Consider the following 22925-nt stretch of genomic DNA (forward strand, 5'->3'; position numbering starts at 1 on the left):
GTTTGACGATTGAAGGAGCACGCTCATGAATATGTGGATTTCCGTTATTATACACCGTCCGAATTCGAGAAGCTGGGAGGGCTATGGCCCATCCGGTCCGGCAACAATGTGGCGAAAGCCAATTATGCCATAGGCACTCGTATGATCGAGTGTTACTCTATTCACTTTGTTCTGAATGGATCAGTAGATTTTACGTTCGAGGAAGGGAAGGAACGTCTCAGGAAGGGAGATTTGTTCTGTCTGTATCCCGGCCGAAAACATAGCTATCAGGTTGCTGAATATACAACACATTCGCCTCTTCGTATGTGTTGGCTGGCTTTTGACGGGCCGCAGGCATTCCATCTTCTAGAGAGAATCGGGTTGACCGAGGGGAGACCTTATCTTCACGGTAAAGCTTCCGCTGAGGTTCATGACCTCGTCCAGCAGATCTTCGGCTGGATGGCTGATGAAGGGGCAGAGCTTCAGCTTCAGCAAGCCCTTTATCAGTTGTTCGCTATGCTGTCTCTTCCGCCTAATGAGGGTCAGAAGAAGACGGTAGATTGGTTGAAAAAATGCGAGGACTACATAAGCAGCCACTATATGGAGCCAATCAGTGTATCCGATGTAGCAGAGATTGCTGGCGTTCACCGCTCTCATCTATACATGGAATTTACCCGCAGCTATGGGATGGGGCCTAAGCATTATTTGATTCAGAAGCGGATGGAGAAGGCGAGTGAGCTGCTGCTGCAAGCAACACTTACGGTAACCGAAATTGCTCTCTCGCTTGGGTATGCGGATGTGTATGCATTCTCCCGAGCTTTCTATAACTTTTACAGCATCTCACCTAGTAACTATCGTCTGCAGCATCATTCGTCGCAATGAGGTGTCGACCCTTAAAGGCTAATTAAGAGGAAAGTGAGGACATTTAAAAATGAACAATCTTTCGACTATTACTATAGATACAGCAGCCGCCGGTGAAGAACGGATTAACCCGTTTATCTTCGGCCACTTTGTGGAGGATATCCGTGATCATATGGATGCGATGCTCGCCTTCACACTTAAGGACATGGACTTTGAGGAAGAGGCCGCAAGCCATGGTGTATCGGCGGGCTGGTACCCGGTGACGAATGGGAAGAACACACAATACAGCCTGGAGCCGGCCGCTCCTAAGCATTCCGGCCACAGCCAGAGGATCCGTATCCTCAGTGATGACCGCTGTTACGGAGGAATCGCTCAGCGTGTAGCAGTCAAGGGTGGTATGACGTACCGGCTGTCGCTTGTTGCGAGAGCAGCGATTGAACTGAAAGCGCTCGTCTGCGAGTTAGTTGACCCGGAAACAGGAGATCAGCTAGGCAAGGCGGAGCTTGAGCTGAGGAACCATAATTGGCAGACCTATGAGTTCGAGCTTACGGCTTTGAAGTCGCACGAGCGGGCAGAGCTTCGACTTCTTATCTCCTCGGAAGAGGAGGTCTGGAGAGATTCTACCGGCTCGGGTATGTTGTGGATCGATCATGTATCGATGCTGCCGGAAGATAGTGTAGGCTTCGTGAAACGTGAGGTCGTAGAGATGACTCGGCAGCTGAAGCCGGGCATGATGCGGCTGGCCGGCAACTATATTAGTGCCTATCACTTCGAGCATGCGATTGGACCAGTGTTTGAGCGCCCAAATATGGTTAATGAGGCATGGGGTGGATGGACGAACAAGTATTTTGGCACAGATGAGTTCCTTGCCTTCTGCCAAGCAACAGATACTGAGCCGCTAATCTGCGTAAATGCCGGAACGGGCACGCCAGAGGAAGCGGCAGCATGGCTGGAGTATTGTAATGGTGACGAGAGTACACCTTATGGGGCATTGCGTGTAAAGAACGGACATCCGGAGCCATATCGGGTCCGTTATTGGGAGATCGGCAACGAAATTTATGGACCTTGGCAGCATGGGCATTGTACCGCTGAGCAGTTCGCTGAGCGCTACATTAGATTCTCTGAAGCCTTGAAGCTGGTGGATCCGGAGGTTGTTCTTCTCGCTTGTGGTGATGTTGATCCTGCCTGGAATCGTACACTGCTCTCCGCAGCAGCAGAACATATTGATATGCTGACGCTACATATTTACCATGGCTCTGCTACGGTTGGCATTCATCCGGATACGTCGAAGGAAGCAAGGTATGCTGCTGTATCCTCCTTCCCAGAGATATCTCGAGCCATTATTAATCAAGCAAGTGAGCTGATTAACAGCGATACTCGTTATGGCCACGTCAAGCTGGCGATTACGGAGTACAATACCATGTATTATCCGAACACGATTCGCAAAGGGCTGCCAAACGAGCATACACTTGAAGCAGCGGTCGCTAATGCAGCGAATCTGAATGAATTTATCCGTCAGTCGAATCTGGTTCAGATCGGCAGCTACTCTGATCTCGTCAACGGCTGGCTCGGTGGCTGCATTCGGGTAGGAGACCACTATGCCGATCAATATCGCGGTAAGATTGCTGGCTGGAGCGGGAAAAGCCAGACGGTATACGGAACGCCAACCTACCATGTCATGCAGCTGTATGCGAACCGGCCGATTGCGTCGGTCGTACCGGTACAGACGGAATGTGGTTCTTATCCTTGGGAAGGAAGCCGCCCACAGTTTGGACTTGCGGCCACACCGCTGCCGACGCTAGATGTAGCGGCATGTATTGATGACAGCAAGCAGGTGCTCACCGTATTTGTTGTTAATAGAGGCTTGGAACCCGAAGAGGTTGATATCCATGCCCTAGCGTTTGAGCAGGAGCAGGCTGTGATTTGGGAGATTGGTGCTGACGATTACGAGGTGATTAATTCCGTGTTTGAGCCAGAACGGATCCTTGCAACTGAAAGGTCGCTAGCAATTTCGAATGACGGTCACCTCCGGGTGAGGCTTCGTCCTCACTCCGTCAACGTGCTGGAGCTTCGACGCTAAGCAGAAAATAAGAGAAAAAGAAAAGAGAAAAGAGAAAAGGGGGCTGTCCCATCGTCATTAAATGACGATGGGACAGCCCCCTTTATTCATTTTGTACGTAATACAACGATAAGACCCTCGTAGGGTCTTATGAATACTAATTTCACTGAACTACCATTGTATAAAGCCCCCGCAGGGTCTTATTGCACCTCGAAGTGCTCATGACAGCTAGGTTTTCTACGAATATTATGAAAATAAGACCCTCACAGGGTCTTATGAGTATTAGTTTCGCACAACGAACATTAAATAAGACCTTCGTAGGGTCTTATAGGACGTAACTAGTTTTACCAGACTGTCCCATGTAGGGGAACTCCTTGAATTTCCCTACATGGGACAGTCTCTTTTTTATAGGATATATTTGGCACTATTATCCTATATCATAATTAATTGTGTAAATATTTAACATAAATGGTCATGGATATCCCTCTTTGGGACTTTAAGCTTAGTTTTGTGTAACTAATTCTCAGTTCTTCATATTTTAGAAACAATTTTAGGTTATTATGAAGTAAAATCATCTATTTATAGACTTTTTTTGAAATTTCCATTAAATTCTAATCATCATACAATAAAAATATTAAAATTTTATATTCAAAAGATGATAGAATAGCAGAATATATAGATGGAGTTGAAGACGGTGAAAAAGCGGATTACTCTTCTGGCGACCCTGACAGCTGTACTGCTGGGAGTGGTCTGGTTTTTTAGCAGTCTGGGTGACAGCAGAAGCGATGGCAAAGCGGTTGAGGCGGCTCCCGCTAGATACGGGGATACGCTGGGGTTTAAGCCACATCGTCTGGAGCTGCAGCGGTTCATTGAGCAGAAGCTGGTGGGCGAAGCTGGTGTCTATACGAATTATAAGGAAACCGATGAAGCCGCGGAAGTCGCAACTGGGCACGAGACGTTAAGTGAATCTGCAGGTCTGCTTATGCGTTATTATGTGCTGACCGGGCAGAAGGATGCCTTTGACACCGTGTGGTCCCGGGCAAAGCAGACGCTGGCAACGGAAGCTGGCTTTAGTTATCGATATAGTCCTTTGCTCGACAAGAAATACCCGGTTAATGCCGTCGTTGACGATCTGCGGATTAACCGCGCGCTGTATGAGGCAGAAACTGCGTTTGGAGATGCGTACGGACAGGAAGCTGATCGTTACGGTGATCTTGTATTTGAACATAATGTCCAGCAGGACAAGCTGTTTGATTTCTACGATATAACCTATGGTACGACTAATGATTTTCTAACTTTATGTTATGCCGATTTTCAATCTATTCGATTGTTAGACGCCTCGTCAAAAGATAAACGGAAATTGGAAAACAAGCTTTTGGAAATCGTCTCGGGTGGGTATTTATCTGATAAGTTCCCGTTCTATGAAACCCGCTATGAGTACGCAACAGATACATACGGTGACCATGAGGGTGAAATAAGTACGATCGAGTCACTGCTGACGGTGTTGTCTCTCGCTGAAATCGGCAAGGAGCGTGCCCCAAGCATCACGTACATTAAAAAGGTTGTGGAGGCAGGCACGCTGTACGGCCGTTATGATCGTGAAGGTAAACCGGTTACGGATATCCAATCTACAGCCGCTTATGCCATTGCGGCGATGATCGGCTCAACGATTGGGGATAAAGGGCTTTATGAGGACAGCATTCACCGAATGGAGCAATACCGAATCGAGGATGGGACAAGCCCGATTAATGGAAGCTTCGGGAATGCTGCTACTGAAGAGGTCTATTCGTTCGATAATTTGTTGGCTTTATTGGCTTATGCCTATTAAGACTTCATAGGAACGGTGCGGAAAGGGGCATAGCATGAATAAGCTGCAGCGGATGAAATTGAAACAAACGCTTTTCTTCTTAGAAAAGTACATATCTCCGGCCTCGCTGGCAGCGTTTGGCGTTGCGCTTATTTTGCTGATTGAGCTCTTTATTCCTCCTTATGTCGGCATGGCGGATAACGGGGATTATTACCGGATTTTGTACAGCAACGGCTTGTACTTTAATGTGCCGGATTATACGAGCCAAACTCTCGGATATTTTGTCAAAACTTTCGGAATTTTCCAATTTTATAATGAGAATAGTGCGCTGTTGTGGTCTTCGCAGACACTATTTGTCCGCTTATCTCTTCAGATCAGTGAGTGGTTTGGTTATGATAAGCAGTTTGATATACGAATACAGGCAGCGCTGTACGGCGTGCTGTATGTTGGTGCCGTGTATTTGCTCGTGAAGGCCGTAACCTGGAAGGCTTCACGCAGAGCAGGCTACGGGCTGGCAGTTGCTGCGATTTTCGTATTTGGGGACATCGGGTATGTCGCGTATTTCAATTCTTTCTATAGTGAGAGTGTCGTGCTCATTATGCTTCTGCTCTTGTTCAGCGCATGTATGCTGCTTTACCAGCGGCAGTACAACGATTATTTCCTGCTGTTCCTGTTTGGCGTTAGCGCGATCATACTCACGACGAGTAAACAACAGAATGCGCCTATTTGTCTAATCGTTGCGATTGTTGGGGTATTGTTCGTCTTCCTGCGGCGGGAGAGGATATTTCGGGTAATCGCCGGATTACAGGCGGTTGTTCTGCTTCTTACAGCAGTGGGGACGTATGCTCTAATTCCGGAGCAGTTCGTAAACATAAACAAATACCACGCAATGACGCGAGGTGTGTTGATGACGACGGATAATCCGGAAGAAGCGCTGGCCTTTTTTGGCATAGACAAGCAGTTTGCCGTCCTTACCGGTGAGATTTATTATGATCAGTTCTCACCTATTCCCGTCGAATCAGAAGAGATGCAGACTCAATTCCTGGACAAGTATGGATTCCCATCTATCGCGCGGTATTACTTGTCCCATCCCGATGCAGCGAGCAAGATTTTCGAGACAGCAGCGCGTAATGCCTTTTCGAACCGAACGAAGCTTGGCAACTACGAAAAGGCGGCGGGCAAGTCGTTTGGGGCACGTACGGTGGCCTTTTCCGGATACAGCTATCTGAAGGAGCTGGCGGCTCCCAAGACATCGGGGTTCGTAGTGTTATGGATGATTGTGATTGCCGGACTGTATGCCCCTTCGTTCTATAAAGCTGTTAAGGCGCGTGCAATTCGAAGGGCGCTTCGTCTTCCTATTATCCTCATGATGATGGCAGCGGGGCTTTGTGCGATGGGGGTAGCCGTCATTGGTGCCGGAGATGCGGACATCGCAAAGCATGAGTTTTTATTCGCGGTGGCGTTTGATCTGGTAACCTTCTGGACGGTAGCCGACTGCGTCTGCCGCCGGTTATGGGGACCAAATGCGCAGAGAAATGCAGGCGAAGAAGACGACGAACAATCGTTGTTGCAGCAGCAGGAGGGACAGCAATGAGCAGACTAGCAGCAATTAAGCTTTGGTTGTTCTATACGGTATGTCTCAGCTTACTGGGAGCTTTGCTGCTCCCGGCTTCCGCGGCTGCACAAGAGGAGTCCAAGCCTACGAATGTACTGCTCGTCTATGACAGCTTGGGGGTTGATACACCTGCGGCTGGTAATGTAGAGGCTTTACAGCAGCTGCTTCTATCGTTTGGGATGGCAGTTAAGACATTGGCTTCTGACGACTATAAGCCGGAGATGGCAGCGGATTACGAGAAGCTGATCACGGTATGTAACACGGAGGATTTGTGTGACTCCACCAAGCATGGGGCTGAACTATACACAGAAAAAGACCAGCTGCATATCGGTTACAATCCCTCCGACCTTCTTCGCGGAAAGCTCGCTTTGCAGACGGAGACTAGAACGAGGCAATCGCTTAAGCTGTCGGTTGATGGACTCTCGCAGGACAATGTATTCGTCAGTCGACTGGATTTCATTGCAGAAGGAAAGGGCGAGACTTACGGACGAATGACGTCTACGGACGGGACTATTAATGGTCCATTCGCTATTAAGGCTGGCGGCTATGCCTATGTGCCGTATTTCGAGCCGGGCAATATGAGTGAAGTGGCGATTACCTACGTTCTGCGAGCATGGCTTGGTATAGAAGCTGCAGATACTCCCACACAGGCGTATTTGCTCATTCGTGGAGTGACGCCGTTCATTGATTTGAATAGACTTGAGGGGCTCTCGAAGCAATTGTATGAGGCCGGCATTCCGTTTCTGGTTAGTGTTAGCCCACTGTTCAGCAATACGGATTATCCGGCAATGAAGCGATACCTGGCTGCTCTGCAAACCGTGCAGTCCTATAACGGCAGTGTACTTGTCAACGTACCGGCACCAACGTCTATGGGACAGGATGCTTCGATCCTAAAGGAGCAGATGGACGGGTTTTTAAATGATTTGGCCGAAGTGGGTATTGCCCCTCTTGGCATGACGGGTGAAATGAAGAGAGCGCAGGAGAAGAGTGGACGCGAAGCGGGCTTTGCGTTCTCGGATACAACGATTTTGTTCCCAAATGAAACAGCATTCATGCAGGAACAATTGGAGGCTGTTCAGCCGTTTACTTCATCACCTTACAGTATGCGGGGAGAAGAGCTGCTCCAGGTTAATCGTGCAGACAAAATATGGCCTGCTTTTCCAGTTGATCTGGCGATCACTTTTGATTGGTTTGAGAGTGAAGCCAAGCAGGAGGAGGCTGTTCATTCTATAGCGGGCAGTTGGCTGCCATTCGCCGACTTTAAGTCCGGTGAGCATAGCCTGAGCAGCAGTTCGCACAAAGCCGAATCTTTACAAGGGGCACTGCTTCTCGACGGCAAGCTGGTTGACCTGCAGGATCAGTCGAATCCAACGGAGGAAGCGCTTCAAGTGAAGGCACCCGTACAAAAAGAGAGCTTTCATTTATTATTTTCGGTGCAGAACAGGGTCTTGATTGTACTGATTGTAACAACATTAATGCTGTTCGTCGTCTTCCTAACGGTGGGATATCGATTGTATAAGAAAAAATACTACAAGTCGGGAGGGAGTTTATGACGATACCGGATATATTAATGGTTATTTGCGTTTTATGTATCTGGTCTTTACTGCTCGTAAATATAGCGCTGATCATCGCTGGTTACTTCTACTATATGAAGCTGGAGAGTGAGATGCCGCCCGAGCTCGTAGGGGAAGCGCCTTTTGTATCCATTATGGTACCGGCCCATAATGAAGGCAAAGTGATTACCAAAACGGTAGAGTCATTACTCGCACTTGATTATCCGCATGACCGGTATGAAATTATCGTTATTAATGATAATTCTTCAGATAATAGCAGTGTACTGCTAGGTCAATTGCAGGAGAAATATAAGAGCCGCAATCTGATCATCATTAATACCGATAATATTACCGGAGGTAAAGGGAAATCGAACGCGCTTAATATCGGCTTCACCCGCAGCAAGGGGGAGCTGATCGCCATTTACGACGCAGATAATACCCCGGAGCGGACTGCGCTTCGTTATCTTGTAGCCGAAATTGTTAATGACGCTAAGCTTGGCGCGGTTATCGGCAAATTTCGGACGCGGAATCGGGATGAGAACCTGCTTACCCGATTTATTAATATCGAGACCTTATCGTTTCAGTGGATGGCACAAGCCGGCAGGTGGAAGCTGTTCAAGCTGTGTACGATTCCAGGCACCAACTTCATCATGCGCCGGCATATTATTGAGGCGATTGGAGGCTGGGACACGAAGGCGATCGCTGAAGATACAGAGATCAGCTTCCGTATTTACATGATGGGTTACCGGATCAAGTTCCAGCCCAAGTCGGTTACCTGGGAGCAAGAGCCCCAGACGGTTAAGGTATGGTTCAAGCAGCGAACACGCTGGGCGAAGGGCAATATTTATGTGATTGTCAAAAACATCCCGCTGCTCTTCCGTCCGGAAGCGCGTACCATTCGCTTTGATATCCTGTATTTTCTAGCCATCTATTTCTTACTTGTCACATCGCTCTTAACATCGGACTTGTTACTCGTCCTGCATGCTCTAGGTTATGTCCATACGACGATTTCGGGACTAAGCCTCTACTTGTGGATGCTCGCCATCACACTGTTCGTGGTTGGGACGTTTGTTACGCTTATTACGGAGAAGGGCGAAATGCGTCCTTCGAATCTCGGTATTATTTTACTTATGTACATCAGTTACTGTCAGCTATGGATGCTCGTCGCTGCCAACGGCCTTTATCAATATGTGAAGGACGTTATTTTTAAACGCGAAGCCAAATGGTACAAAACGGAACGGTTCTGAGAAGGAAGTGATCACATGAATAGAAGAACAGGAATTGCGGTATGGGCGGTAGTTGCTCTGCTTGCCGCACTGCTTCTTCCGGGCGCAGGGACAAGAACCGCAGCGGCAGCGGAAGTGCAGAAGACATACGAAACACCAATGACGGAAACCTCGCTTTTGGGCACCAGCGCGTATGCTCAGCAGTTTTTTCAGGTGCCGAATTATTGGAAGGTCGAAAGTGCAGCGTTTAGGCTGGATTATAAAGTATCACAGCTTACGATCAATGATTCATCGACCGTTACGCTTAAACTAAACGGCAAGCCTTTCTACACGTTAAGGCCAGGGACCGATACGAATAAAAAGGTGACCCGAACCATTGGTCTTCCGCTTGAGTACTTGAAGAGCGGTGTGAATGAGCTGACGATTGAAGGGGTTATTCAGACTAAAAATAACACGGATCAGATCTGTACCCCAACACAGGATCAGGGCAGCTGGCTGCAAATTTTCAACAGCTCAGGTGTTGATGTGAAATATGGATTGAAGCCTGTAGGTGCAAGTATCAGCGATTTCAGCCGCCATTTTATTGGACTGGATACGGTACAGGATGGGCTTGCTGCTGTATTTGTACCGGAGAAAGGTGATCTGAATGAAACGGAGGCTGCCATCTACGCGTTGTCCGGATTAACAGGTGTAAGTGAGAATACCGCGCACAACATTCCACTCTTGCCTTACCGTGCGGATAATGTGAAAAATAAACCGCTGGGTATTCTCGTTGGACTTACGAAAAACCTTTCGTCAGACCTGCGCGCGAAGCTGAATGAGACATCCCTGCAGGATAAGGCGCTTATCCAGCTTATCCAAAGCGGAACATCTTCTCTACTCGTCGTAACGTCAGACAATGAGGAAATGCTGAAAAAAGCCGGCCGTTTCATTGGCAATTCCGCTTTGATGGAACAATTACAGGGCTCGTCGAAGCTTGTGGACGAGGCGACAGAGGTCAATACGCCAGTCTCCAGCATCAGTCGTTATTTTCCGCTGACGGATTCGGGTGACAAGCTGACCGGCTCATCGCATCGGGAGAAAAATTATTTCATCACGCTGCCTAGTAACCGCTCCATTGCGGAAGCCAGCAAGCTGAGTCTGGATTTCCGTTATGCTACCAATTTGGACTTTGACCGTTCGATGATTACGGTTCTTGTTAACAATGTACCAATCGGCAGCAAAAAGCTGACCGCCGAGCGTGCGGGAGGCGACAATCTCGAATTAACGATTCCGAAGAACCTTGGTATTTCCGGTAACTTCACGATTACGACGGCTTTTGATTTGGAGTTGAAGAACGCTATATGCACTGGTAATCAGGATCAGATGCCTTGGGCGTTTGTTTCCAAGGATTCGGTGCTTCAACTGAATACAAAGGATCGTACGGATATGCTGTTCAATAATTACCCGTATCCGTTCCTTCGGGACGGCAGCTTTAACCGGGTAGCTGTTGTATTACCCAAAACCCGCGACGACTACACGTATGCGGCACTTTCGAATTTGTTTAATCTCATGGGTCAATTCGCGACCTCTAATACCGGTGAAATCCGGTTTTATACGGATGAAGTAGCGGAGAGTGAACTGAAGGACCGGCAGGTTATCGCGATTGGATCCTACGCCGATAACCGCTACATTCGGGATAATAACGACAAGTTGTATTTCCAATATGACGAGAAAGGCCAAGGCTTCCAATCTAATGAGAAAGTAAGTATTGAAGAAGGCTACGGGCGGAGGATTGGGACGCTGCAGCTTATCGACTCTCATTATGGCAAGGGACATGGCTTTCTGGCTATAACGGGGAGCAGCTCGGAATACGTCTATTTAGCATCAAAGCTGGTCGGTAACTCGGCTAATTTATATAAAATTTTCGGTGACGGGGCAATGGTCGATAAAAACGGACAGGTTAACGCTTTCCGATTCAAGAAGGTAGCTGAGTCAGAAGAGCCGGCTGCACTTACCCAAGTACTTGATCGCAGCGACGTTGTCAGCTTCATCGTCGTGATCATGCTTGTGCTTGTTCTGGTGCTCGTATCGCTTGTGCTTCTCGTTCGTAAGCACCGGAAGAAGAGAAGAAGGAGGTAGGAATCATGAGACGTAACTCAAGCCTGATATCGGATGGGGGCTTCCTGCTTCTGTTCATTGCGTGCTTCGTCACGATCATGTTTACGGCGCGTGATCCGAATCTTTATCTGCAAAATATTATCTTCTTGAATGTGGCGTTCCTGATCGCGATCATCACGTATTTTACGACGATTACGACGGGGCTTATTTTAAACATCCTGTTTGTGTTCGGGTATGGTACGTTCACGATCTATCAGACGGTTGTGCAGGGAGATGTCGTGACCGCCCAAAGCTACTTCTGGCTGTTCATGACGCCGGTGTTTACCGCGATAACCTGGATGTTCACCCAGGCGAGCAAACAGCTTCAAGAGCAGAACGACATGCTGACGAAGAAAAATGCTTCTCTCGCAACGATGGATGAGAGTACGAATCTGAAAAATATGCTATCCTTCCAGAAGGATACGACAGTGTTCATGGCATTGTCAGATCGCTACAAGATTCCATTAACGCTGCTCGTTCTGAACGTCAAATACTGGCATGAGCTGAGACGTATGATCGGCGAGGAGCAGCTTAATGCGGCTGTCTACAATATTACAACGATCAGCCAGACCAGCATTCGGGCGAATGATTCGCTGTATATGCTGACGCAGGATAACCCGACTTGGGGGCTGCTCCTATTCACGGACCGGGACGGCGCAGATATTGTGATGAATCGGATCCGGAGCAGAATGATTGAGATGAACGAGACGGAGAGATCAAGCCGCAACCGATTTGAGCTCAACCTTAGAATGGGTGCCTTCGAGTATAATGCCGAAGAAACACCTACACCTCTGGAGTGGATCGCTCGGGCACGGAAGGAACTAGAGTATGATGTATAGCAGAGAGTTTGTTGACTCTGCTCAAGGAAAGGCAGCTGCGAATCGCATGCTGCCTTTTTAGTTTATTGCGCAATCGTCTTAAAATATTGATAAATCCGGTCCAGCTTCTGCTCTTGCTTGCCTTGTTTTTTCTCCATGCCGCCAAATTCGAAAAACTTCACTTTCTTAATACCAACATAGCTGAGCAGGGCTTTTCGCATAAGCACCTTATGAGCGTTATTCAGCCAGAGCAGCGGATAGAGAGTGGGACCCTTCATCGTGGAGACACATACAACCGTCTTACCCTTCAGTAAGCCTTCCGGAAGCATCCCGCCTTTATCGCGATAAGCGAAATTGGAAGCGAACATGCGGTCAATGTAACCAAGCAGCATTGCAGGGGGCCGTCCCCACCAGATTGGATAGACGAATACGATTTTTTCCGCCCAAAGCAGCTGATTCCGGTATTTCGTAAGCTCCGGATCCCTATGCATATCTCTTCTTCGTTTGTCCTCGTTGAACACGAGAAGCGGATCAAAGGATTCCGCATACAGATCCAGTACTTGGACTTCATCTACATGTGGATTTTCTTCCAGACCTTGTATTGTTCTCTGCAGAAATGAGTAGCTTAGACTATGATGATTCGGATGCGTATAAATAATAAGGGTTTTCATAGGGCACCTTCTTTGTTATCATTTGATAAGAAGTTACCATGTGGTCAAATTAGTTGTCAATAGATAATTGTTATTTGATAACAATTATACGCCTGAGCCTAATACAAGGAGATGTTTTGGTATGGCCTCCAAGGAAATCGTCTTTCAACAATTGGTCTCCCTCATTGCATCCTCTCATCAATTGCATTACGACATGACCAAGGATTTGCCGATGGATGATATTACGCCTCTTCAATATGGCATGCTGGAGCTTTTGTCGGTGAAGCAGCCGATGACCTTAAGTGAAATCAGCGATTGCACAGGGATCTCGATGCCAAACACAAGCCGGGAAATCCGAAAGCTGACGGAAAAAGGGTTATGCGAGAAGACCGGGGATGGGGAAGATCGCAGAAAACAGTACATTCGGCTTTCTTCGCTGGGCGAGGAGAGAATGGCCTTAGCATTCGATCATATGAATAAGCTGTTTATGCAGCAGGTTAAGGATGTATCGGATGAGGAATTGTCCCGAATATCTGAAGCACTGCATGTGCTTGGATCGACCATTTTTCGATAATTAGGGGGATTAATCATGGACAAGAAGATTGATGTTCTTAGTAAGGCACCGGGTCCAGAAGAATATCTTGCTCTAAGAGCTGCAGCGGGATTAAGTCCACGAGATGTGGACGGTGCCAGGATCGCCATGGACAATTCCATCTTTGCGGTTACCTTGAGAGATTCAAGCCAGCAGCTGATTGGGATGGGGAGAGTTATAGGAGATGGCGGCTGTTTTTATCAAATCGTGGACATCGCCGTTCGTCCCGACTATCAAGGCCATGGTTACGGCAAGCGGATTATGACGGAATTGATGGATTATCTAAATACCCATGGGCAAAAAGGGGCTTTCGTCAGTCTGATCGCCGATATACCCGCGGATAGCTTGTACAAGAAATTTGGATTTGAATACACAGCTCCGAACTCCGTTGGGATGTACAAAAAACTATAGAACATGCAAAGAAGCCGTGCTCCTATTCAAGGAGTACGGCTTCTTTTTTCTGCTCCTATTATTTCGATTGTGACGTGCTCGTCATCTGTTTGCGGTCCCAGCGGAATAAACGGTTTAGTACGTTAAATATTACTTTGTTCTCCTTTGTGAGGAGTGGCCCCAGGATGGCCAGAATCAGAACATATAGGGCAGCAAACGGCTGGATCACCGCCATCAGTGCACCTGCCTTAGCGAGATTAGCCATAATGATGGAGAATTCTCCACGTGATACGATGGTCAGTCCGATATTAACGGAAGCTCTAGGCGAAAGTCCTGCGCTGCGCCCAGCCAGCATCCCGGCAGTCAGATTGCCGATCAGCGTGATGGCAACGGCAGCCAGTGACAGCCAGACCGCTCCGCCTAAGGCGGTTGGGTCAATCGTTAGCCCGAAACTGAAGAAGAATACTGCGCCAAAGAAGTCCCGGAAGGGAAGGATCAGCTTCTCGATCCGTTTCATATGTTCAGTCTCAGCAAGTACGAGGCCAAACAATAAGGCACCAATGGCTTCGGCGACATGAATCGTCTCGGAGAGTCCTGCCACAAGGAACAGCCCCGCGAAGATGACCAGTGCAAACAGCTCATTGGAACGAATATTAAGTAGCTTGTTCAGTGTCGGCGCCGCTTTGCGGCCAAGGGTAAGAAGAGCAAGCATAAAGACAAGGGCAATAACCGTAGAGAGTACAATGCCGCCGATCGAGGTTGAACCACTCAGGACGAGCCCGGATAGGATCGAGATATAAACAGCGAGGAATACATCCTCGAACATAATGATGCCAAGAATCATCTCCGTTTCCGGATTGGCGGTGCGCTTCAGATCAACCAGCACCTTGGCGACAATCGCACTAGAGGAAATCGTAGTAATTCCAGCAATAACGAGTGTTTCTTGAAAAGGAAAGCCGCTCAGCCAGCCGAACAGGAGGCCAAGTGTGAAGTTAATGGCGATATAGATCGTTCCGCCGACCGCGATAGAGCGGCCGGACTTGATTAAGCGCCCAACGGAGAATTCCAGTCCGAGATAGAAGAGCAGGAATAAGACGCCAAGCCTGCCCATGAACTCGATTAGAGGAGCGCTTTCGATAAAACGGAAGTCGAAATGCCAGAGTTCAACCGAATGCGGACCAACGGCCATTCCGATCAGAATATAGAACGGAATGACGGAAAACCGGATTTTTGCCGACAGCAAACCAGCCACAGCGATAAGCGCAATAGCGAGGCCAACCTCTAATATGATGTGATCCATGACGATTAATCACATCCATTCATGAGGATTTTTTTCAGTTCTTTATGCTGCGCCCGTTCTCCGGCAACAACAATCGTATTATCAGCGGCCAGAATAACCTCGGGCCCAGGATTGATCTGCTTGGCATGATTGGCGGCGAGCAGAGCAATAACCGTCGTTCCTGTATTTTTACGGATATTCAGCTCTCCGATCGATTTACCGATGCAGGCGTAATGCGCCTCAAGTTTGTACCATTCAATAATGAGCTCATCGAGTGCGACCTCGATCGTCTCAAGCATCTTTGGTTTATACGTCATACCGCCGATCATAGCGGCAGCCATACGGGCTTCGTCGTCATCAAGGGTAATCATGGAGATGCTGGATTCGGGGTTATCGTGGTGGAAATGGTAGCATTCCCGGCGGCCGTCATTATGCACAATTATGACAAGCTGGTCGCCGCTGCGGGTATTCATTTGAAATTTTTTACCGATACCGGGCAAGTCGATTTCACGGATATTCATAGGGAATTCCTCCTCGAGTATGATCGAAATTCTATTCGTCTGTTGTTGCCTTAAATGATCGAATAGGATGTCGTCAGCTTGAGGGGCATGAGCAGGCGTTTGAGCCGCTGCAGGAAAATGAAGGGGAGTAGAAAAACACGCTTGGCCTGCAAGAACAGGCGAGGGTAGCTGATCCAGCAGTAAATCACAGCCAGCAGTGTTGCCATGAGAAGCAGCTTGCTGGCAGGAGACACCGTGACCCTCTTAACAGCTTTCATGCTGTTCGGAAGGCTGTGCTCGATGTGGGCTCTGCTTGATTTCGAGGCATCGAAGTTGCCAAGCATCATGGTTGGCATGCTGAACAGAATAAATGCTCCAAGGAGGAAGAGAAGCAGCGTCAAACGACCTGCAGAATGTGTTGTTCTCATGAATGACGCCTCCCTTCGTTATTCTATCTGCTTTTGCCATTACTGAGCTTATGCGGGATTCGAGCCGTACCTCTTTTACGTCAAAATGGCTATTGAGGTTTCACTCCTTTATCTGGAACAGGAACAGCCCTCGCTGTGGCTTGCCGCTCTTGCGAGCTTCTAAGAAGAAGGCGATACGCAGCGCTTAATCCGACTAGCAGCAGAGACCCAGCCAAGACCGGGGTTAGCAGGAAAGACCAGCCTGCTCCGGACAGGATAACGACAAGTGGATCGGCACCAGCTGGGGGATGAAGGGTTTTGGTTAACTGCATGAAGAAGATCGATAATGCTACCGCTGCAGCCATGGTCCAGGCATGATGACCAAACACATGCAGGAAAGTGAGACCGGTCAATGTGCTAATAAAGTGGCCGCCGATTACATTGCGAGGTTTAGCCAAAGGACTATCTGGCAGGGCGAATACAATAACGCAGGAAGCACCAAAGGGGGCCATTAACAGCGCTAGTCCCAACGAATTTTCAAACAGGAATAAGAGAAAGATGGCAGCAAAAGCACCTATAGCGGGCCATAGGAAGCGGATAGTACGGTCAAACATGGAGCATCATCTCCTTTACGATCGAATGCTTCGATGGTATCATATGCTTAACCATTTGAAAAACGAATATATATGATAACTGTCATTTCGAAATAAAATACCTAAGGAGGCGGTAAAGTGCTGGATCAATGGGATGGGAGGTCGCTCCGAACTTTTCTGACGGTAATGGAAGAGAAGAACTTTAGCCGAGCAGCTGATAAATTGGGCTATGTACAGTCCACCGTGACAACTCATATTGCACAGCTGGAGAAGGCCAGCGGCAAGAAGCTGTTCGACCGTCTGCCAAGAGGTGTTGAGCCAACAGAAGCAGGAGCTGCGCTGGCGCGGTTCGCGAGACAATTTGCGGAATTAAGTCAAGCCTTGGAGGATGATCTTCTTCGTACGGAGCAGCCTCGCGGGGTGCTTAAGGTTCGGGCATTAGAAGCCTACTGCGTGACCAGACTGCCTGGTCTCCTTGCCTCCTATGTAGAGCAGTACCCGGATGTTGAGCTGCAGCTCTCGACAGGGTTTATGGAGGATATTTGCGGCAGGGTACTTGATCAGAAGGATGACCTAGGGATCGTCCCTCGTGATCCTGAGAATGACAATCTCGTATTCGAACCGCTGCTTGTAGAGGAATTAGTGTGGGTAGGTAGTCCGGATGCAAGAGGTGGCGGGAAACAGGTTTACATCAGTTATGGGAATGCTTGCTTGTATCACGAGCTAGGCGAGTCATCCCTTCGTGAAGCGGGATATACCGTGCATGATCGCAGAAGCTTCCCGAGTGTGGAACTGATTAAGCGGATGGTTCAGTCGGGGTTTGGGATATCTTTATTGCCCAGGGTGAATGTGGAGGAGGATCTGCGGTCAGGGAAGCTGATTATAATGGATTTCCCTGTGCCAGAACCTGTTCATCAGGGTTTTATCTATCTGAAAGGCAAGCAGCTTCGGCCGGCGGCGGCAGCATTTATAGAATGGGTGCGTTCTGGGCTTACCTCATAAGACGGCGAATTCGCTCGATCGTACGAATTTATATTGTGATTTTAGCTCGATCGTACTAAAATAAAGGATATCAATGGTCTCAATGATTAGCGAGGTTGGAAGAGCATGAAGGGAACACGGGAAAAAATACTGCAAGCCTCACAAGAGCTTATAGCTAAACTCGGTTACGCCGGCTTTTCGCTAGGTATGATAGCCGAGCATTTGAGCATCAGCAAGGGCGTAGTAACGTACCATTTTCCGCAAAAGGATCTTATTCTGGCGGAGCTTGTGGAAGGCTACTTTCAACATGCAGCGGAGTATATGGGCAGGCATATGGTTATTGATAAAACGGCGCTTGAAGCATTGGAGTCTTATATCGATAGCAATCTGCGTTATGTGGCTGAGAATCGGCTCGGGACATTGGCCATCATTCACATTATTGCAAATCATCGTAACAAGGATGGAGAGTTGATTTTCTCGGATAAAGATAACCAACTTCACCAGCCGCTTATCGAAATTTTTCAATACGGACAAGATGAAGAGAAAAGCTTTAGGGATTTTCAGCCTGAGTTAATGGCTTTGCTCGTTAGAAGCGCAATAGACACGTTAAGCGGACGGATTGCGATGAACGAAATTGCTGATCTTGATGGAACCATTAAGGAGACGATCCGAACTTTTACTTTTGCGACAAGGAGAGAAGGTCATGAAGAAAATTAAAAATGACGGGCTGCAAATCTTAGGGATCGTCCTGAGTATGGTCGGTATTGCTACCATTGCACAGCCGCTTATTCGAGCGCTCTTTGGCAAACCGCTGAAGTATCAGTTTCTTGGACTACTTCCGGACGGTTGGGCATCCTTTGCAGCATGGGCCGTTATTTTGGTCATTGGGCTTGTCCTTGTGACGATTACGCAGGGACTCACTTCAGCTAAAAAAGAATAGCAATTAAAAGAGCAACGGCCTTGATAGCACCGTTGCTCTTTTTCACTTATTGACGATAGATTGGAGCGCCAAATGGTGCTCCGTCAGCTCCGCCGTCTACTTGAAGCTCAGCAGCTTGAACAAAGGAGGATTCATCCGAGGCCAAGAATAAAACAGCATTCGCAATTTCCTCGGGTTCTCCGAGACGGTTCTGCGGAATGGAGTGGGAGAGAGCAGCCTCCAGCTGCATCAGTTGCTCAGGTGAAGAAGCTCCCCAGATTGGGGTTTTGGTCGCGCCCGGCACAACCGTATTCACCCGGATGCCACGCGGCGACAGCTCGGAGGCGAGTACTTTGGCCATGCTGCTAACAGCACCTTTGCTGGCGGCATAAGCTGCCCAGCCAAATCCGCCGGTAGTGGCAAGCACTGAGCCGACAAGGATAACCGACGCACCAGGCTGCAAATAAGGTGCCGCTGCCTGTACGGTGAAGAATACACCAGTCACGTTAATCTTCAGAATATGCTCGAAGTCTTCCAGCTTCGTATCACCAAGTGGTGTACTGCCGGCTACACCGGCATTCGCAAAGACGATGTCCAGTTTGCCAAATTGCTTAATGGCAGCAGCAACGGCTTGCTCTGCACCAGCAGGTTCGGTTGCATCCGCCTGTACAGCGAAGGCATTTTCTTGACCAAGCTCATTAACTGCTGCTGTTAAAGAAGCCTGATTGCGGCCTGTAATAACAACCTTTGCACCTTCCTCTACAAATCTTCTGGCGGTAGCCAGCCCGATACCACTATTACCTCCAGTAATTAATGCTACTTTTTCGTTTAATTTACTCATTATAAACACAACTCCTTATTTTTTAATATGAGAACGATCATTCTATAATATGCAAAAAAATTTAATCTAGAATAGACATTGTTGTCGCAATAATCTGTTGTAATCTCTCTCTATTGTATTGGGTCTTCACCATCACCCGAAGTCCCGTCAGTGCATTGTTGAAGTAGGCAGATAACATCTCTGCATCAAGTGCTGCAGACAGTTCCCCAGTTTGCTGGCCTTTGACGATCAGATCACGGATCAGCTCTTCGGTAAGTTCCCAGCTTCTGTTGACATAAGCTTCAAGCTCGGTATCATGAACGGCTAATTCCACAGCTGTATTCACCATTAAACAGCCTTGCGGACGTTCCTCATCTTGAGCGATCGTTGCTTCCATGAGAGAGCGAATGGCGGCATTTGCTGTGAAGGAGCTGTTGGCCCGTTGTTCAATGGACTTCCAGACCGTGTTGCTATAGCGCTTCAAAGCTAACAAATATAAGGCGTGCTTATCGCCGAAGGTATCGTAGATACTTCTTCTGTGAATGCCCATATGCTCAACAAGATCCTGCATAGAGGTCTTCTCATAGCCTTGTGCCCAGAACAGCTTCATTGCCTTCAGCAGTACAGCATCTTCATCAAATTCTTTGCTCCTGGCCAAATCGTTTCTGCCTCCTTTCGAAATCAGAATATCATATTGAGAACGATCAGTAAAGAATTATTTTTACTGATCGTTCTCAAAAGGGGGGGTGGCCCCCTAATTCGCCCTACTGGAAAATTTTAATAAAAATTAGTTGCAATAGCATTCTATCTGGCATAAGATGAGAATAAAATTAGTTGCAATAACATTCTATTATGGAGGAGGAAATAATCTGAGCGGGCATTGGAAGAAAGGGCATGATAATGCCTCAGAATCACATGGGCAATATATTTCGGCGATCTACCGCCATATGCAGATCTTGATTACAGCAGAGCTGGCGCCATACCGGATTGGAAGCGGGCAGTATATTTTTCTCATGGCGATTGCCTCAAGGCAGCCAGTTACACAGAAGGCCCTAAGCGAGAAGCTGTTTATTGATAAAACAACAACGGCGAAGGCTATTGCGAAGCTGGAAGCGGAAGGGTACGTGCGTAGGAAGGCCGATCCGGCGGATAACCGCTACCATCTGCTCTATTTGACAGAAGCGGGGCATGAGGTAGTACCGAAGGTGCAGGAGGCGTTGAATCGGATCAAAAGTAAGACCCGAAGAGGAATCAGCGATGATGAGTATGGCTTATTATTAACCCTGTTAAAAAATGTGCTTCATAATCTAACGGAGGGGGATGAATAAGATGATTGCACAGCCTTTTATCGTAGTGGAGAATTGCAAAGAGGAAATCAAGTATTATCAAAGCGTCTTTGGCGGTGAGATTGTGATCCTGCGCGAGCAGGGGGACACGGTTCTTAATGCGGATCTCCATGTAGAGGGAACTTCTCTTAAGTTCGCAGATACTAAGGCGGCGAAGCCGGCTGTGAAAGGCGATTATGTTAGAGTGTTTCTGAAGATTGATACGGAGGAAGCGTTCAGGAAAATCTATGAGGAGTTTGCAGGGAGCGGGACGATTCAAGCGGCTATGTACGAAGCACCGTTTAATGGCTATCTGGCGATTGTCACCGATCGGAATGGCGTATGCTGGGTGCTGTCGTATTATCGGGAGGGTTAAAAAGAAAACAACAGTGGGGGAAGTTCCCGCACTGTTGTTTCTTATGGTGCTGGTACGCACGCGGGAAAACTAACGTTGGATCCGGGCATGTAAAAGCTGGTGGTGTGAAAGTCAGCGGTGTTGCTTAAGGAGAAAATGTCTCTTCCGTATCAGTAGGAGGAGTTGTCTCATCTACCCATGGAGGAGCTGTCTGCTCGGTGTCAGTGTCAGTAGGAGAAGGATCTTCAGTTACCGGAGTAGTCGACTCTTCGGTTACTGGAGTAGTTGGTTCTTCACTTGTAGGTTGTTCCGACTGCGAAGGAGTTGAAGGTGTCGTTGTATGTACCGGCGTTGGTGTTGGTGTCGGACTTGGTGTTGGCGCTACATACTGCTGCTTGGCCTCATATGCACCTGTAACGAGCAAATCACGTGTTGCATTGGCTTGTCCGCCAAATTTTCCATCAGTTCCATTAGACAAAATTTTTAATTCGAGGGCCATCGAGACATAACCTTGTGCCCAATCGGATACAGTTGTGTCATTCCCAGTGGCTGCTCTGCCTTCGGTATCTTTGCCAAGAACTCTGACCAAGAACGTAGCGAGCTGTTCTTTGGTTACTTTACCAGCAGGATTGTAAGTGCCTTCTCCATAGCCATCGGTAATACCTGCCGTTTTAAGTGCTTCAATATAAGGCAAGGCGTAACCATTTGCAGGATCATCGCTGCTTACATCGGAGAAGCTGGATGTCTTCAATGAAGAGTCGGTTTCCAGCCCTGTTAGCAAAGCTGCAACCTTAGCGAATTGAGCGCGGTTCATTTCTTCCTTGAGTCCGAAGCTCGTGTCGGAGACGCCGTCAAAGATTCCCGCGCTGATCAAAGCATCGAACTTGGCTTTAGTTGCTGCATCCAAATCCTTCAAGTCGGTGAAATCTGCAGATGTCTTTGTAGTGGCGGCAAAGCTCAATGAACCATAGGTACATAAGAGCAGAGCGAATGCAATGCCTGCGATTTTCTTTTTCATCATACTCATCCCTTTCAAGTTATAATCATTGCAATTGCTATATACAATTATCGACGCAATATTAAAAAATGTTTATATTATTCAGTTAATTTTCCCTATGGAGGTATAGGTATATGGAACTATTATTGGAATGTGTTTTGGAAGGGCAAGATCAGTTGGGCGAAGGCCCTGTATGGGACGAACGGCTGCAGGAGCTGTTCCGGGTTGATATCGAAGGCTGCAAGCTTCACCGTTATCGTCCGAGTGATGGCAGACAAGTCGCATATCAGCTGGATCAGAAAGTAGGTGCAGCAGTTCCTGCAGAGGATGGATCATGGATCCTGGCGCTAGCAGATGGGTTCTATCGTTTCGACCTCGAGACAGGAACAACAACATTAATTGCTCACACCAAAGAGGAAAGTCCGAATAGACTCAATGATGGCAAATGCGATCCGAACGGACGATTCTGGGCGGGCACAATGAGCAGCAAATGGAACCAGCGAAGCGGACATTTGTACGTTCTTGAGGATGGCAAGCTGTCTACGCTCTTGTCCGAAGTTGGCTGTTCGAATGGACTTGCTTGGAATGAAGATGGAACGGTGATGTACTATATCGACACCTTCGATAATTTCGTTTATGCCTTCGATTACGATGCAGCGACCGGTCAGATTTCAAACAGAAGAACTGTGATTACGATCCCGGAAGGAGAGGGCAGTCCGGACGGGATGTGCATCGACTCAGAGGGAATGCTGTGGGTTGGTCACTGGAATGGCTGGCAGATCTCACGATGGAATCCTTTGACGGGTAAAAAGTTGGCAAGTATTCCGCTTCCCGTCAGTAATGTTACGTCCTGCGCTTTTGGCGGCGAGAACCTGGACGAGCTATTCATCACAACAGCAAGAATTGGAAATGACGAATTACAGCTCAGCAAACAGCCGCTTGCCGGGGCATTGTTCCGCGTTAAGCTGGAGGTTAAAGGACTGCCCGTGCAGCGGGCGAAGTGATTAGAATAAATGAAACGACCACTCAATGAAGTGGTCGTTTCATTTATTCGTTGTTA

Annotated in this window: 24 protein-coding genes; 16 read left to right on the top strand and 8 right to left on the bottom strand. The window is 48.0% G+C overall.

Annotated features, from left to right (window positions below; genetic code table 11):
- Window positions 1-9: 9 nt before the first annotated feature.
- The 8 genes from FHS17_RS11440 to FHS17_RS11475 all read left to right on the top strand — a co-directional run bounded on the left by FHS17_RS11440 (window position 10) and on the right by FHS17_RS11475 (window position 12078).
- Entirely contained in the window at window positions 10-861 is an 852-nt protein-coding gene (locus FHS17_RS11440; RefSeq protein WP_167278531.1) for a helix-turn-helix transcriptional regulator, read from the top strand.
- A gap of 49 nt (window positions 862-910) precedes the next feature.
- Complete coding sequence (locus tag FHS17_RS11445) at window positions 911-2920, top strand: alpha-L-arabinofuranosidase C-terminal domain-containing protein (RefSeq protein ID WP_167278532.1); 2010 nt, start codon at window positions 911-913, stop codon at window positions 2918-2920.
- Between the two features lie 658 nt (window positions 2921-3578).
- Window positions 3579-4727: a hypothetical protein gene (locus FHS17_RS11450; RefSeq protein WP_167278533.1), complete on the top strand. Its 1149-nt coding sequence runs from the start codon at window positions 3579-3581 to the stop codon at window positions 4725-4727.
- A 34-nt stretch (window positions 4728-4761) separates the two neighbouring features.
- Window positions 4762-6300, top strand: coding sequence for a glycan biosynthesis hexose transferase WsfD (wsfD, locus tag FHS17_RS11455; protein ID WP_167278534.1), 1539 nt, complete (start codon window positions 4762-4764; stop codon window positions 6298-6300).
- Window positions 6297-7874, top strand: a complete 1578-nt coding sequence (locus FHS17_RS11460; protein ID WP_167278535.1) for a hypothetical protein — start codon at window positions 6297-6299, stop codon at window positions 7872-7874. The genes wsfD and FHS17_RS11460 overlap by 4 nt, the downstream gene beginning before the upstream one ends.
- Window positions 7871-9121: a glycosyltransferase family 2 protein gene (locus FHS17_RS11465; protein ID WP_167278536.1), complete on the top strand. Its 1251-nt coding sequence runs from the start codon at window positions 7871-7873 to the stop codon at window positions 9119-9121. The genes FHS17_RS11460 and FHS17_RS11465 overlap by 4 nt, the downstream gene beginning before the upstream one ends.
- A 15-nt stretch (window positions 9122-9136) precedes the next feature.
- On the top strand, window positions 9137-11221 hold the full coding sequence (locus FHS17_RS11470) for a cellulose biosynthesis cyclic di-GMP-binding regulatory protein BcsB (RefSeq protein WP_167278537.1): 2085 nt from the start codon (window positions 9137-9139) through the stop codon (window positions 11219-11221).
- Window positions 11222-11226: 5 nt separating this feature from the next.
- A complete protein-coding gene (locus FHS17_RS11475) occupies window positions 11227-12078 on the top strand; it encodes a diguanylate cyclase domain-containing protein (protein ID WP_167278538.1) in 852 nt (283 codons plus the stop codon).
- A gap of 62 nt (window positions 12079-12140) precedes the next feature.
- On the opposite strand, the gene FHS17_RS11480 is transcribed toward FHS17_RS11475, so the two are convergent.
- The gene (locus FHS17_RS11480) at window positions 12141-12728 is read right to left on the bottom strand and encodes an NAD(P)H-dependent oxidoreductase (RefSeq protein WP_167278539.1); all 588 of its coding nucleotides are present in this window, start codon (window positions 12726-12728) and stop codon (window positions 12141-12143) included.
- A gap of 121 nt (window positions 12729-12849) precedes the next feature.
- Here FHS17_RS11480 and FHS17_RS11485 point away from each other — a divergent pair, with 121 nt between their 5' ends.
- Together FHS17_RS11485 and FHS17_RS11490 are read left to right on the top strand one after the other, a co-directional pair.
- Window positions 12850-13281: a MarR family winged helix-turn-helix transcriptional regulator gene (locus FHS17_RS11485; protein WP_167278540.1), complete on the top strand. Its 432-nt coding sequence runs from the start codon at window positions 12850-12852 to the stop codon at window positions 13279-13281.
- A gap of 15 nt (window positions 13282-13296) precedes the next feature.
- Window positions 13297-13710, top strand: a complete 414-nt coding sequence (locus tag FHS17_RS11490) for a GNAT family N-acetyltransferase (protein WP_167278541.1) — start codon at window positions 13297-13299, stop codon at window positions 13708-13710.
- A 58-nt stretch (window positions 13711-13768) separates the two neighbouring features.
- On the opposite strand, the gene FHS17_RS11495 is transcribed toward FHS17_RS11490, so the two are convergent.
- From FHS17_RS11495 to FHS17_RS11510, 4 genes are all read right to left on the bottom strand, one after another.
- Window positions 13769-14989, bottom strand: coding sequence for a cation:proton antiporter (locus FHS17_RS11495; protein ID WP_167278542.1), 1221 nt, complete (start codon window positions 14987-14989; stop codon window positions 13769-13771).
- Between the two features lie 5 nt (window positions 14990-14994).
- Window positions 14995-15489: a cation:proton antiporter regulatory subunit gene (locus FHS17_RS11500; RefSeq protein ID WP_167278543.1), complete on the bottom strand. Its 495-nt coding sequence runs from the start codon at window positions 15487-15489 to the stop codon at window positions 14995-14997.
- A 50-nt stretch (window positions 15490-15539) separates the two neighbouring features.
- Window positions 15540-15896, bottom strand: coding sequence for a hypothetical protein (locus FHS17_RS11505; protein ID WP_167278544.1), 357 nt, complete (start codon window positions 15894-15896; stop codon window positions 15540-15542).
- A gap of 89 nt (window positions 15897-15985) precedes the next feature.
- The gene (locus tag FHS17_RS11510; protein WP_167278545.1) at window positions 15986-16489 is read right to left on the bottom strand and encodes an HPP family protein; all 504 of its coding nucleotides are present in this window, start codon (window positions 16487-16489) and stop codon (window positions 15986-15988) included.
- A 117-nt stretch (window positions 16490-16606) separates the two neighbouring features.
- Here FHS17_RS11510 and FHS17_RS11515 point away from each other — a divergent pair, with 117 nt between their 5' ends.
- The 3 genes from FHS17_RS11515 to FHS17_RS11525 all read left to right on the top strand — a co-directional run bounded on the left by FHS17_RS11515 (window position 16607) and on the right by FHS17_RS11525 (window position 18389).
- Window positions 16607-17470: a LysR substrate-binding domain-containing protein gene (locus FHS17_RS11515; protein ID WP_167278546.1), complete on the top strand. Its 864-nt coding sequence runs from the start codon at window positions 16607-16609 to the stop codon at window positions 17468-17470.
- Window positions 17471-17575: 105 nt separating this feature from the next.
- Complete coding sequence (locus FHS17_RS11520; RefSeq protein ID WP_167278547.1) at window positions 17576-18166, top strand: TetR/AcrR family transcriptional regulator; 591 nt, start codon at window positions 17576-17578, stop codon at window positions 18164-18166.
- Window positions 18153-18389, top strand: coding sequence for a hypothetical protein (locus FHS17_RS11525; RefSeq protein ID WP_167278548.1), 237 nt, complete (start codon window positions 18153-18155; stop codon window positions 18387-18389). The genes FHS17_RS11520 and FHS17_RS11525 overlap by 14 nt, the downstream gene beginning before the upstream one ends.
- Before the next feature lie 46 nt (window positions 18390-18435).
- On the opposite strand, the gene FHS17_RS11530 is transcribed toward FHS17_RS11525, so the two are convergent.
- The gene (locus FHS17_RS11530; protein WP_167278549.1) at window positions 18436-19209 is read right to left on the bottom strand and encodes an SDR family NAD(P)-dependent oxidoreductase; all 774 of its coding nucleotides are present in this window, start codon (window positions 19207-19209) and stop codon (window positions 18436-18438) included.
- A gap of 61 nt (window positions 19210-19270) precedes the next feature.
- Entirely contained in the window at window positions 19271-19846 is a 576-nt protein-coding gene (locus FHS17_RS11535; RefSeq protein ID WP_167278550.1) for a TetR/AcrR family transcriptional regulator, read from the bottom strand.
- A 160-nt stretch (window positions 19847-20006) separates the two neighbouring features.
- On the opposite strand from FHS17_RS11535, the gene FHS17_RS11540 reads away from it, so the two are divergent.
- Window positions 20007-20516 carry a MarR family winged helix-turn-helix transcriptional regulator gene (locus FHS17_RS11540; protein WP_167278551.1) on the top strand — a complete coding sequence of 170 codons (510 nt, stop codon included), beginning with the start codon at window positions 20007-20009 and terminating at the stop codon, window positions 20514-20516.
- Between the two features lies 1 nt (window position 20517).
- A complete protein-coding gene (locus tag FHS17_RS11545) occupies window positions 20518-20889 on the top strand; it encodes a VOC family protein (protein WP_167278552.1) in 372 nt (123 codons plus the stop codon).
- Window positions 20890-21013: 124 nt separating this feature from the next.
- Here the strand turns inward: FHS17_RS11545 and FHS17_RS11550 are convergent, their stop codons facing one another.
- Window positions 21014-21889 carry an S-layer homology domain-containing protein gene (locus FHS17_RS11550; RefSeq protein ID WP_243865301.1) on the bottom strand — a complete coding sequence of 292 codons (876 nt, stop codon included), beginning with the start codon at window positions 21887-21889 and terminating at the stop codon, window positions 21014-21016.
- A 110-nt stretch (window positions 21890-21999) separates the two neighbouring features.
- Here FHS17_RS11550 and FHS17_RS11555 point away from each other — a divergent pair, with 110 nt between their 5' ends.
- Window positions 22000-22869 carry an SMP-30/gluconolactonase/LRE family protein gene (locus FHS17_RS11555; RefSeq protein ID WP_167278553.1) on the top strand — a complete coding sequence of 290 codons (870 nt, stop codon included), beginning with the start codon at window positions 22000-22002 and terminating at the stop codon, window positions 22867-22869.
- Window positions 22870-22925 lie beyond the last annotated feature (56 nt).

Origin of the sequence: Paenibacillus lupini, assembly GCF_011761355.1 — a bacterium.
Taxonomy (GTDB): domain Bacteria; phylum Bacillota; class Bacilli; order Paenibacillales; family Paenibacillaceae; genus Pristimantibacillus; species Pristimantibacillus lupini.